The following is a 12,412-nucleotide window of genomic DNA, read 5'->3' on the forward strand; positions in this document are numbered from 1 at the left end:
TTTTTCATCCAACAGATATGAGATCCAGGGAGCATTCCAGCCATGAGTAATACAACACCGGCGTCCGAAGCCGAGGCGACGAACAGCCACGGCCCGCGTTCAGCCCAAGCCATCGACTTGCTGCGCTTGTACTGCCAGCTCAACGATTTTCCGGTAGACGCTGGCCAACTGCGCCACCGCTGGCTGGACAACGAAGAAGCGTTTGACTTCGCCATGTTCAATCTGGCTTTGCAGGAGTTGGGCTTTGACTCTCGTGCCATGCGAAGCCCTTACCGCGACCTGAGTCGGCGAGCGCAGCCCGCTGTGGTGCAGCTGAAGGACGGCTCTTTGGCCATTGCCGGGGGATTCTCCGAACAGGGGCTGGTGTTGCAGAAACAGGGCCAGTCTGAGCCCGAAAAAGTGGATGTGGCCACCTTCGAAACGCTTTGGGGTGGTCATTGGCTGGATGCTCGACGGCGCGCGACCACCCAGGCCGAAGTGGGCTCTGTGCCGGAAAAGTTTGGCGTGAGCTGGTTTCTGAAGGCCATGAGCAAGTACCGATCTTTGCTGGCCGAAGTGTTGATGGCCTCGCTGTTTGTGCAGGTGTTTGCTTTGATGACACCGCTGGTTTTTCAGGTGGTGATCGACAAAGTGTTGACGCACCGCAGCTTGTCCACGTTGGATGTGCTCGCGCTGGCGTTGGCGGCGTTGGCGGTGTTCGAGGTGGTTCTCAGCGCCATGCGGCACTATCTGTTCAGCCACACCACGAGCCGGTTGGATCTGGAGTTGGGCAGCAAGTTGTTTCGGCACCTGATGCGTTTGCCGATGAGCTATTTCGAGAGTCGCCGTGCAGGCGATACGGTGGCGCGGGTGCGGGAGCTGGACAACGCACGCGCCTTCCTCACGGGGCAGGCCTTGACCAGTTGGATCGACCTGCTGTTTGCTGTGGTGTATTTGGTGGTGATGTTCTATTACAGCCCCATGCTCACGGGCATCGTGCTGGCGGCTTTGCCGGTGTTTTTTGCCGCTTCATGGGTGGTGACGCCGATCTTGCGAAAGAACCTGGAGGACAAGTTTTCTTTGGGCGCAGAGAACCAGGCATTTCTGGTCGAGACGGTGACCAGCATGGAGACGCTCAAGGGGCAAGCCGTTGAACCGCAATGGCAACGTCAATGGGACCGCAGGCTGGGCGAGTACGTGGAGAGTTCGTTTCAGGCGGGCCACATCGGAAATGCCACCAATCAGTTCATCGGGTTTGCCAGCAAGGTGTTGACTGTCCTGTTGTTGTGGTTTGGGGCCAAGGCCGTCATTGATGGCGATTTGACGGTAGGTGGTTTGATCGCATTCAACATGCTCAGTGGCCGAGTCAATGCACCCATTCTGAAACTCGCCTCCTTGTGGCAAGAGTTCACGCAGATGAAGGTTTCGATCAAGCGTTTGGGCGAGATCATGGATGCCCCCCCTGAGCCGGGGTTTCAGGCGCAAAGGGCCGTACCGCCTGATGTCCGCGGTGCGGTCACCTTTGACCATGTTGGCTTCCGTTATCAGGCCAATGGACGCGAGGTGTTGAGCGACGTGTCGTTTGAGGTGAAGCCCGGGGAGATCATCGGGATTGTGGGGGTCTCTGGTGCCGGTAAAACGAGTTTGCTTCGATTGATTCAACGGCTCTACACGCCGCAGCAAGGCCGAATATTGGTCGATGGCATGGACCTGAATCTGCTGGACTCGAGCTGGTTGCGACGCCAGATTGGGGTGGTGGCCCAAGACAGTGTGCTCTTCAACCGCAGTGTGCGGGAGAACATTGCCTTGTCGGACCCGAACGCATCCATGGAAGTGATCATGGACGCCGCCAAACTGGCGGGTGCGCACGAGTTCATTCTCGAGATGCCCGAAGGCTATGACACGCTGATTGGCGAGCGCGGTGGGCGCTTGAGCGGTGGGCAGCGGTCGCGCCTGGCGATTGCGCGCGCATTGGTCACCAACCCGCGCTTGCTGCTGCTCGACGAAGCCACCGCCTCTTTGGACTATGAAAGCGAACGCGTGATCCACGACAACATGGCGGAGATCACCGTGGGGAGAACCACCTTCATCGTTGCCCACCGCCTTCCTACTTTGCGCATGGCCAATCGGATCCTGGTTTTCGAAGGTGGGCGGCTGATCGAGTCAGGCAGCCATGGCAGCTTGATGGAATCCCGTGGGCGCTACCACGCGCTGTACCAGGCCCATCTTGTGTTGGAGACCGTTCTGAAAAAAGCTGCAGCTGAAGAGGCAACCCATGTCTGAAACAAATACAACCGGAAAGCGTTCAGGTTCCGATCTTCATCAGCATTGGGGCGCCTTCACTCCCGCTTCGATTGCCATGCAGCAGCGGCCCCCCAGGTTGCTGGCCCGCATGGTCACATTGAGTCTTTGCGGCATGGCCGTCGCCACTGTGGCTTACGCCTATTTTGCGCAGGTCGACGTTGTGGTCAGCAGTCAAGGCAGTGTGATGACGCCTGGGCGCAGCAAGGTGCTTCAACCGCTGGAAGCCAGCGTGGTCAAGGCCATTCGGGTGCGGGACGGGCAACGCGTGAAGGCTGGCGACGTGTTGGTTGAGCTCGACCCGACGACCAGCTCAGCCGACATGGAGCGCCTGGAGCGTGATTTGCTGGAGGCCCGCGCAGATGTCCAACGGCTGGAGGCGTTGCTTGACGGTCGAGATTGGATGGAGGTGGATGACAGCATGCCTGATGAGATGGCGTACAACCAAGAGGCCCTGCTGCACAACCGACAGCTCGAGATGAAGGCGCGCCTGTCGTCCCTCGAGGCTGACATCGGAAAACGCCGGGCGGATCGTGAGGCGATCGCCACGAATCTGCAGCAACTTCAAGCGACAACCGCTTTGGTCCGCAAGCGTCACACCATGCGCGAAGAGTTGGCTGAAACCGGCCACATTGCCGAGCTGGGCCTGATTGAGACCCAGCTGGAGTTGTCCAACCAGGAAAAGGAAGTCGCTGTTCAGAGGCAGCGGCTGGAGGAGGCTGGTATGGGCATTTATGCGGCAGGGCAGCAAAAAGCGCTTGCTGCGGCCGAGTTCAAAAGCCGCCTGACCACTGAGCTCGTAGAGGCCACCAAGAAGCGCGATGCGACCGAGAAAGAGCTCGTGAAGGCGCGTCAAAGGGCTGGCATGCAGTTGATGCGCGCTCCCATTGATGGCGTGGTTCAGCAGCTGGCGGTGTTCACCGAGGGAGGGGTTGTGACGCAAGCCCAGGTGTTGATGACCATCGTTCCGGAACACGAGGCGCTGGAGGTTGAGGCCAAAGTGCTGAACCGCGACATTGGGCACGTGCAGGTGGGTCAAAGGGTGATCAACAAGATCGAGACCTTTGATTTCACCCGCTATGGCTATATCGAGGGCGAAGTGCAATGGGTGGGCAACGATGCGGTGGTCGACCAACGCCTTGGCCCGGTTTACCCGGTGCGAATCAAGCTGACCCAGAGTGAGACACCCAACGTGGTTCATGGTCAAAAAGGGCAAATCACTGCGGGCATGAGCGTCACATCGGATATTCGCATCGGCGAGCGTCGGATGCTGGAGTATTTCCTGGCACCCTTGTTGCGCTACAAAGAAGAAAGTTTGAGGGAGCGTTGATGCAAGCCGATATTCATTTGAAGATGTTTCGACACAGACCATGGGCGTGGCGGCTTGCTCCATGGGCTTTGGTTTGCACGGTGGCAACCGCAGGAACAGCCTGGGGTCAGAACCTCTCGGATTTGTATGCACTGGCCCGTGAGCACGACGCCGAGTTTCTGGCTGCGCGCCATTCCCTGGATGCTGCGCGTCAGCGATCGCCCCAGGCCTGGGGTGCGTTGCTGCCTCAGTTGAGTTATTCGACCAGCCGTCAGACTCAAAAAGGAACCCTCCATTTTGCGGATGAGGAACCCGTTGCAAAGGATGTGGAGTCACGCAACCAAGGCTGGCAACTCACGCAAGGGATCGTGCGGCCTCAACAGTGGGCGGCTGTGCGTCAAGCAAACGCTTTTGAGGCGCAAGCGGAAGCCGAATTTGTGCGGGCGCAGCAGGATTTGTCGATGAGATTGGTGCAGGCCTATCTCGATGCGTGGGTAGCCAGTGAGAGTGTTCGGGTGTCTGCCGGACAACTGGAGGGTGTCAAAGCTCAGCAGGGTTTGGCGAAGCGGAATTACGAAGTCGGTGTGACCACGATCACAGATGTCTACGAGGCACAGGCCAAATTCGATCTCACCGAGGCGCAGTCTATCGGTGCTCTGAACGATTTGAACGCACGTCTCGCTGAACTCGAGCAGATTCTGGGGAGGCCTGTTCAGCAGCTCCATGGCATTGCCGAAGACGCTGTGCTGCCAGGATTGACTGGTGAGCCGTTGGCCGCATGGGTCGATCTCTCGCATGACGCGCAACCCGACGTGCTCCTTGCAAAAGCCTCGGTTGATGTCGCCAAAGCGGGTCTATTGCAGCAAAAGGCCGCGTTCTTGCCCACGGTGGATCTCACCCTCAACAATGGGACTGACCGAAGTACAGGGAGTGTCACCGCTCCCGCCGATGTGGGCTATCGAACGCGTACCCATCAGGCCGCATTGACTTTGAACTGGAGTCTGTTTGATGGTGGTCAATCGTACTTTCGCACCCGTGAAAGTGCTTACCAATTGAGCAAGGTGCAAGCTGATCTGGATGCGGCACAACGGCGAGCGACCACTTCTGTTCGCCTGGCCTATGCAGGCATTCGCAGTGGTCAAGCCCAGATTCGGGCCCTGACTTCGGCCGTTGCATCCAGTAAAAAGGCGCTGGATGCCAGCAAAGTGGGATACAGAATCGGCACCCGGATCAACATCGATGTGCTGAATGCAGAAAACCAGTACTTTGCCGCTCAGCGTGACTTTGCCAAAGCGCGGGCAGATACGGTGATGCAATGGGTTCGGCTTCAAGCGGCATCAGGGTCATTGACCGACGACAGCATCGATCAGATCAACGCCTGGTTGGCGCCCACGGGACAGCCAATCAAATTTGAGATGACAGATTTCGCCAATGAAAGTATCAAGGCCGATGAGCCTAGGAGAGTAAAGCCGTGAAAGACAACGCCCCCATCATGACTGCCGAAGATGCGCAAAAGGTCATTGACTTTGCCAAAGGGCAAGCCTCAAAGATGTTTCATAAGCTCCCGCTACTGGGGCCTGTGACCTGGCTGATGATGCAGCAGGCCCACACGCGCCATACGCTGCTCAGTGAGCTGGAGTGGCGGGTGATACCCGCCTTGATGCTGGATCAGGCAAAACTCTACATGCGCGATGAATCGCCTTTGGCCTACGTGTCCTGGGCGCGTTTGTCTCCTGAGGCAGCACAGCGCTACCGCACGCTTCCGCACCAGCTCTCGTTCAACGACTGGAACAGTGGGAATGAAACTTGGCTGGTCGATGTGATCACTCCCTTTGGCGGACTTGCGAAGGTGATGGAGGAGCTGCGCAAAGGGGTGTTGGCGGGGCAGGCCGTTCAGCAGTTGGCTCCCACGTCAGGCGAGCCAAGTAAGGCTGTGACTTGGCCCCCTTTGTGACTGGAAGACGTCGGTTGTTGGGGGCGACCGACAACTGACTTATAGATTTAGGCGTTCTTAATCAGGGGCTGCCGTCGTTCAGGATGCTGTTCCGCAAAGGCATGCCCCAAAAGCTGCGGTACCCCTGAAACCGGTCACCAGGCTTGTGAGGCCACGCACCTCCCGGTGGGCGGCTTTCTGTCGCAGACTGCGACTCCGCTGTTCGGATACCACCGCCAGCAACTGCCGCAAAGCCGAGATTGGACACTTGAAAGATGCCTTCAGGGCTGGTTTCAGTCATTTGAACGTGACGGCTGAACGTTCGCGAGTTTCATAACCTGTGCCTATCACCCTAAGTGGGCCACGCCCGGAGGTTGTTTGTTCCAATTTTACGTCGAGTGTTTGCATTCGACGAAATTACGGAACATACTGCGGCATGCTCCCCGTGACCCATACCCAGCGTGTCCTTGATCTGGTTGCCCAGAGAGGACTTTTGCGTGCCAGCGATCTGGATGCTATCGATGCACCACGGGTCGTCCTCACGCGGCTGAATGCCGCCGGGCTGCTGGAGCGGGTCGGGCGTGGCCTCTATCGCCTGCCGGATGCACAAGTGTCTGAGTTCGAGAGCCTTGGCACAGTCGCTGCAAAGGTGCCACAGGCCGTGTTCTGCCTGCTCACCGCACTGCAGTATCACGAGCTGACCACCCAACTGCCGCGCCAGATCTGGGTCGCTATGCCACGCGGTAGCCACCCACCCCGGATCGACTACCCGCCGATCAAGATGGTGCAGTTCACGGGCGAGGCCTACTCCGCAGGGGTCGAAGAAGTTGAACGCGACGGTGTCAGGCTGCGGGTCTACGGCGTGGCCAAGACGGTGGCGGACTGTTTCAAGCACCGAAACAAAATCGGCCTCGATGTGGCCCTTGAGGCACTCAAGGACGCTCGTTCGAGGAACAAGGCGTCGGTGGATGAGATCTGGCGCTACGCCAAGGTCTGCCGTGTCGCGAACGTGATGCGGCCCTACCTGGAGAGCATCGGATGAGCACTGCCGGTCCGAATGTCGCCGCATCTGTCCGCGCACGGCTGCTCAACGTGGCCAAGGGGCAGGGCGTCGATTTCAACCAGGTGCTGGTGCGCTTCGCGCTGGAGCGCATCCTCTACCGGATGACCCAGTCAACACACGCGGCTCGCTTCCTGCTGAAGTGGTTGACGACAATTACCGTGCAGAGCGCGACGACCTCAGTTCTGTGCCAGCTTCAGGCTTCCTGCGTCGCCGCAAGTGCGGGCGCTGCGGGCGAAGACGGATTGATCTGCCCCAGGATGGCGTCAATCCGTTGCCCCAGCTTGTCCCAGGCCGCTTTCTTTTCATCTGCGAACTCGTGGTGCATGTAGTGCCGCCGCACCCGGCTGCCGGCCATCACGTGGTTCTGACAGCGGTCGATGATGTCGGGCAGGATGCCCAGCGCCTGCATCATGGTGGCGCCGGTGCGCCGCATGTCGTGCGGTGTCCATTCGCGGTGGCTGCCGCTCTTGAGCACCAGTGCGTTGTCATTGGCCCGGCGTGAGAGGTCTTTGCGGTTCTTGAACTGGATTTGCCGGTCGCCCACCTGTTTGGATACTGTTTTGACGCAAACATGGGTGGACTCTTTGTGGTTCCTGGCTGGGAAGCAGTAGGGCGATGTTCCTGTCAGGGCCTTGAGCGCCTGGAACTGACACAGGGAGAAGTCCGAAAGGTACACCCGGTGACCCTGCTTCTTTCCCATCGGCCCTTTGACGTTCTCGACTGGGATGGTCCAGTAGCGCCCCACCATGTCCACGTCTTGCCAGCGTGACATCAGGAGTTCGCCGATGCGGCATAACGTGCCCAGGCAGATCCAGATCGCCAACTGGGTTTCCTGCTTTAGGGGGCGCTGCGCTTCGTACTTGTGGCCAGCAGGAGTTTCTACGTAATCCACCTCCATCCTCTCAAAAATCGACCGCAATTCCTGCAACTCTTTGGCAGACAGCACGCGGTCGCGTTCGTTGACCATGTCGAAGTCCTTCGACACGATCTTGCGGATCTCGATCAGGTCGGCCGGGTTGCCCTCGATCAGATGACCGCGCCATGGCTGGCGCTTTTCGGCCCAGGCGAACAGCTGCACCAGATCCTGGTGCACGCGCACGGACATGCGGTTCACGCCACGGGACACCATGGTCCGAAGGACCTTTCGCAGGTCGTGCTCGGTGATGCTCCTCACTGGTTTGTCGCCCAGCATTGGCAGCACGTCCTTCTCGAAAGAGCGGCGCAGTTCGGCGTTGCCGTCCTTGCGGGCAACGCCGTCAGCCAGCCAGGCGTCAAACATTTCCTTGAAAGGCTTGTTCAAATTTTCTTCGGCCGCAGCGCGGGCAAGCGTCGCCTCGACCGCAGCCTGGTTCTCGATGCGTTCGGCTTTTCTGCTGTCTTTGGGATTGACGCCGGAGCGAATGCTTTCGCGGGCCTCATCGCGTTGTCGGCGGATCTGCTCCATGGACAAGGCAGGCCAGGTTCCGCAGTAGTGCCAGGCCACTTTTGCGTTCCATTTGAAAGCGAATTTGAAGTGGATGGAGATGGTCCGGTCACCGACGACCCGGACTTCGCCGGTCAGTCCATCGCCGTCGCTCAGCATGTCACCGCGCCATGCCGAGGTCACGGCCTTGAGCTCCAGCGCCGTCCACTTTTTGCCTTTTCCGGACTTTGGATATCGCGTCATACAGGTCCTGGGGGGTAAACTGGGGGGTAAACCGGGGGGTAAACCGAGGAAACGCTTGCAGTGTATTTTGTGAGACGCTAAAAGACAAAAAATGTTTGTAACTATATGATTTATATAGATAAACTTCGTCCAATAGCATCCCAAGAGATTTCGTAAGATTTCGCGTTTAATCCGATGGGGTGCAAGGGGTAGCGAGTTCGAATCCCGCCGCGCCGACCAATAAAATCAACGGGTTAGCTCATTCTTGAGCTAACCCGTTTTTCTTTGCGCGGTCCGTGGGGTAAACGTTGGGGTAAACAGGTGTGCGCCTGTGGCCCAAGTGCCGGCATTCGAGCTCAGCCAATGAAGTGCCGAATGGGATTCCCATTCACCGTGGGCTGAATCGCAGCGGCTTGTTGCGATCAAGCAACGATGCCAGCCTTCTGTTGTGAGAAGGCCGACATGAACGTGTTGTCGAATTCCCATTTTGTCGACAGATTTTGCGGACGTGTTGCTGCCAAGAACATGTTGTGTACGTCAGAACGTCCGAAGGGTGAGCCCTGACATGCCCAGTATCGGTTGAAAGCGCGCTGCTGCCGATCTGGTGATGTATCCGTCTGGTCGTTGCCAACTATCTTGGCTGGCGCAACCAAGAGCCGAAATTGCCCCTGCTGATGCGCTACCGGGCCCTACTGTTCGGTCTGGTCGGGGCGCTGCAGGTGGCGCCAGCGCTTCAGCCGGGTTTGTCGGGCGCGGTGGATCGTTGGCGGACGAGTCAATGTGCACCGGTTAATGGCGCGGCATTGGCAGGGTATGACGCAACTGCAAAGGCAATGGCGAATCGGAAGCTTGAATTTTCATCGACGGCGGGCCGCTTCTGCCGTCCCAGAATTACCGGCCTCGACTGCCTCTGGCCGACACTCTGCGGCCCTTCGGCTTGACGGCCCAAGGTCAGCAGTGCAGCGATTGCCGTCACCAGTTCGCGCACCATGACGTCACGCTCAGTACCCGGAAGCCGTCATCAGAAAATATGGGGACTTGCGGGAACGATGACCGGTTTCAGAGACACAGCCGACTTTGGAGAGACGTCGCTGCGAAATCACTTTGAACGACCGCTGTCCCTGACTTGGAAAGGGTGCTCTTTACCCGCGAGGGTCGATGGACTTCTATCAACTTCGAAGTCGGAGTTCATAGCTGTCTAGCTAGGAAAGCAAAGGTTTCCCTATCCGTTCCGAGCGCCATCGGGAGCTGCGATCCCAGTCGTTGCGGGTCAAGGCGGAGATCGCCAATGAACGCAGCATGCGGACCATCGTGCAGACCCTCAACTTGTTGGGTGTGCGCGTGGAGGTGTGTCGGTATCCCGCCTTGTCACCGTCGGTTAGTGCTGAGGGGCCCAACCTACCAGGGCAGAAGGAGTGTGTGCGGATTTTCGGATTGCACAGGCAATGGAGTGAAGATTGTTTGAGTGCACGCTTCGACGTGGCCTCATCGGATTTCTGGATGTTCCAGACGGTGCGATCCGACGAGTTGGACAGGCAGCGCAGCTGGCTCACCCAGATCAACTACGGCCCGTTTGCGTCCAACACTCTGGAGTTGTGGGTCCGGGACCGGGCCTTCTTGAAAAAACTGCCCGCTGCACAACGGCTGCTCATGATCTGGAAGGGCGTATGCGAGTTCGAGTGAATCTGGGCAGGTAGTTGAAAACTGTCTAGTGACGCAGGTGAAGGCCAAGGCTCGCAGCCGATGTCCTGATGTCAACTCTGATAGGAAGGTTTTTTGAACATATTGTCGACAGCACAGCCTCACCGTTGTAGGATACGTCCAGCGACAAGAAATTGTCACCTCACAGTTAGCAGTTGACTGCCAATATTGCCAGTCAGCCGCAAGGCAAAAAAAGCCCGAACCAATTTATTTGGTTCGGGCTTTTTTTTTCGTTTGTTTTTCGTAGTTTTTGATGGATTGTGCTGGCAGCTGCGGCGTAGCGTCACCTTCAGATACCACGGTTGGCAACGCCTGAGGGGGGGATTGCATCGTTGGTTTGCTTTGTTGGACCACGCGCATCGTTTTGGTTGGTGGGTTGTTTTGAAAGCGTGTGCCTTTTTGCACATAGAGAGGATCAGCAGATGACATCGACAGCGGGAATTGACTTGATGCGGGGACGTCCAACGCCCGCCATCGGCACGACCGAAGCCAAGCTTCAGCAGCGAAAACTGGATGCACTGCGCCGTGGTGTGCACCGCATCGCCGACGCATCAACACTGCCCTACGGCGTGCACGTCATTGGCGTTGGCGGCGCAGGCACACGTGTGGTGGAGCAGATGCTGCGGGATGCCCCTGACGACTTGCTGGCGACCGACGGTTCACGCATCACTGCGCTCGCAATCGACATCGGCGATTGCAATGGCGAGAGTGATGAAACACTGAGCCGCATACAGGGCATGGCGCAGCGCTTCCCTGCCGACCGGGCGCAAATCGAGACGGTGTCACTGCCGATGCCCCCGATTGCCGAACTTCAGGACTCGCTCGGTCGGTATCGCGACTTCCTGAAACTTGAGTACCCGCTGTACCACTGGAATCCGGACTATCAGTCTTGGCTCGATGCCGACCAGGTGCTGCCAAAAGCGGGTGAGCGAGTGCCTCGCGCAGTAGCGAAGGCTGTCTACGGTCGAGCGTATTACGACGGCGACAGGCCGATGGCTGCGACGCTCCGCCGTTTTGCCAAGAGCGTGGAAGCGACGCAGGGCGATGTGGTGGTGTGCATCGTCTTCGGACTTGGCGGTGGAACGGGCAGTGGCATTGCGCTCGATCTGGCGCGCCATCTGTCAAATGGCATTTTTGGCCGCCGGGTGCTGGTTACCGGCATTGGCATTGCACCTTGCGATGGCGACCCCGACGGGCAAGCGGATGCCAACCTTTACCCGGTGCTCAATGAACTTGATTGCCTCTGCGACGAGACCAAGAATGTGGGTGTGGTTCGCTCTTGCGGTGACTTGTACAAGAACCCCTTCACCGCGGGTTTTCTGATGGTGCCGCAGGAACCGGTGTGGCAAGGCGTGCATGACCTGGCGGCCACGCATCAGCGCGTAAACGAAGAACTGGCCGCGCTGTTGACGCTGCGCCATGGCGCCAACTTGTGGGAGGTCTTGCGCCTGTTGAACTGGGTGGCAGCACCATCAACACAACACTCGGCGGCGCGCACACCCTGGGGAGCGCAGTGGATGCATCTGTGCGGTTTCGTCGATCTGTCGGGAGAACCGCTGTCGCTGGACCCGGAGCTTCCCGGACAACTCGGGCTATTGCCAGGCTACACACCCGAATTCATCGAATTGCGTGTGGCCCGTGCGGCGGATGCAAGCACCCAGGCACTGGCGACGGCCCTGCAATCGCTGTTCTCGCCCGAGGCCACACCGAATGCGGCTGAAGGTGGCCGAGAGGGCTCCGCCCAATTCACGCTGCCGCGTGTGGCCAAGACCGACCTGAGCTGGTTTTTCGCCGCCCGTGACGCATACGAGGCAGCCACGCCACAGGCGCGATTGCTTGGCCATGCGCTGTTGCTTGAGCAGGGCGTGTTGCTGTGCGAACCCTCGACACGCTTTGAAGGCATGGCCGGGGCCGGCATAGGCGCGAGCCAGAACTGGGTCGCAGTGCCGTTCGCAGATCTGCGTGGCGAGTTCCCCACGGCTGACGCAGCCTAGACCGCTGCAACCCGAATCCACACGGTTATTCATTTTTAAGGAGCACCAACATGCCACTCGACTGGTCAAAAGTTAAGGACAAATACGGCGATGGCTTCATGGTTCCGACCGTTGCTGGAGGCAAGTTTCTGAAAGTTGCGCGGGTCGATGACGAAGCGATCCACATCGAATCGCCGATCTGGACCGCAAAGCTGCACAGGGTCAATCTCGAGAAAGGCGTGGCGCTGATTGAGGACGGCACGATTTCCCGCGACCCAGGCCTGTTCGTCGAAGACTACATGCTGTACGTGGCCAATGAGCGTGCCACCTCGGTCGCGCACGTCTTGCGGGATCTCGACTTTCTCGACTACACCGAAACATTCTCCGTTCGCTGTTGAACCACACGATGGATCACCGACGCGCGAAGTTCTCCAGTTACGACCTGCAAATCACCATCCCACCGGGGCGTCCGCCCTTTCTTCACCGCAACCCACTAAACGATCGGAGT

The 12,412-nt window shown here is 58.5% G+C and carries 10 protein-coding genes and 1 pseudogene; 9 read left to right on the forward strand and 2 right to left on the reverse strand.

Annotated features, from left to right (window positions below; all coding sequences use genetic code 11):
• Positions 1-42: 42 nt before the first annotated feature.
• From E5678_RS03285 to E5678_RS22770, 6 genes and pseudogenes are all read left to right on the forward strand, one after another.
• Positions 43-2,262, forward strand: coding sequence for a type I secretion system permease/ATPase (locus E5678_RS03285; RefSeq protein WP_136177202.1), 2,220 nt, complete (start codon positions 43-45; stop codon positions 2,260-2,262).
• Between the two features lie 76 nt (positions 2,263-2,338).
• Positions 2,339-3,610, forward strand: coding sequence for an HlyD family type I secretion periplasmic adaptor subunit (locus E5678_RS03290; RefSeq protein ID WP_247596900.1), 1,272 nt, complete (start codon positions 2,339-2,341; stop codon positions 3,608-3,610).
• Positions 3,611-3,633: 23 nt separating this feature from the next.
• A complete protein-coding gene (locus tag E5678_RS03295; RefSeq protein WP_247596992.1) occupies positions 3,634-5,064 on the forward strand; it encodes a TolC family outer membrane protein in 1,431 nt (476 codons plus the stop codon).
• On the forward strand, positions 5,061-5,543 hold the full coding sequence (locus E5678_RS03300; protein WP_247596901.1) for a toxin-activating lysine-acyltransferase: 483 nt from the start codon (positions 5,061-5,063) through the stop codon (positions 5,541-5,543). Before E5678_RS03295 ends, E5678_RS03300 begins: the two co-directional genes overlap by 4 nt.
• A 415-nt stretch (positions 5,544-5,958) precedes the next feature.
• The gene (locus E5678_RS03305) at positions 5,959-6,564 is read left to right on the forward strand and encodes a type IV toxin-antitoxin system AbiEi family antitoxin domain-containing protein (protein ID WP_136177205.1); all 606 of its coding nucleotides are present in this window, start codon (positions 5,959-5,961) and stop codon (positions 6,562-6,564) included.
• Positions 6,561-6,725 (forward strand): annotated as a pseudogene (locus E5678_RS22770) (nucleotidyl transferase AbiEii/AbiGii toxin family protein); the annotation flags it as partial. The gene E5678_RS03305 and the pseudogene E5678_RS22770, both read left to right, overlap by 4 nt.
• Positions 6,726-6,778: 53 nt before the next feature.
• Here the strand turns inward: E5678_RS22770 and E5678_RS22565 are convergent.
• Positions 6,779-8,251 carry a site-specific integrase gene (locus tag E5678_RS22565; protein ID WP_136177206.1) on the reverse strand — a complete coding sequence of 491 codons (1,473 nt, stop codon included), beginning with the start codon at positions 8,249-8,251 and terminating at the stop codon, positions 6,779-6,781.
• 1,440 nt (positions 8,252-9,691) lie between these two features.
• On the opposite strand from E5678_RS22565, the gene E5678_RS03325 reads away from it, so the two are divergent.
• Positions 9,692-9,913 carry a hypothetical protein gene (locus E5678_RS03325; RefSeq protein ID WP_136177208.1) on the forward strand — a complete coding sequence of 74 codons (222 nt, stop codon included), beginning with the start codon at positions 9,692-9,694 and terminating at the stop codon, positions 9,911-9,913.
• A 225-nt stretch (positions 9,914-10,138) separates the two neighbouring features.
• Here the strand turns inward: E5678_RS03325 and E5678_RS22445 are convergent, their stop codons facing one another.
• Entirely contained in the window at positions 10,139-10,360 is a 222-nt protein-coding gene (locus E5678_RS22445) for a hypothetical protein (protein WP_210731976.1), read from the reverse strand.
• A gap of 20 nt (positions 10,361-10,380) precedes the next feature.
• Between E5678_RS22445 and E5678_RS03335 the strand changes: the two genes are divergently transcribed.
• Together E5678_RS03335 and E5678_RS03340 are read left to right on the forward strand one after the other, a co-directional pair.
• Complete coding sequence (locus tag E5678_RS03335) at positions 10,381-11,925, forward strand: tubulin-like doman-containing protein (protein ID WP_168708478.1); 1,545 nt, start codon at positions 10,381-10,383, stop codon at positions 11,923-11,925.
• Positions 11,926-11,975: 50 nt separating this feature from the next.
• Positions 11,976-12,302: a hypothetical protein gene (locus E5678_RS03340; RefSeq protein WP_136177211.1), complete on the forward strand. Its 327-nt coding sequence runs from the start codon at positions 11,976-11,978 to the stop codon at positions 12,300-12,302.
• Positions 12,303-12,412 lie beyond the last annotated feature (110 nt).

The sequence above is a fragment of the Hydrogenophaga sp. PAMC20947 genome (genome assembly GCF_004795855.1).
Classification (GTDB): domain Bacteria; phylum Pseudomonadota; class Gammaproteobacteria; order Burkholderiales; family Burkholderiaceae_C; genus Hydrogenophaga.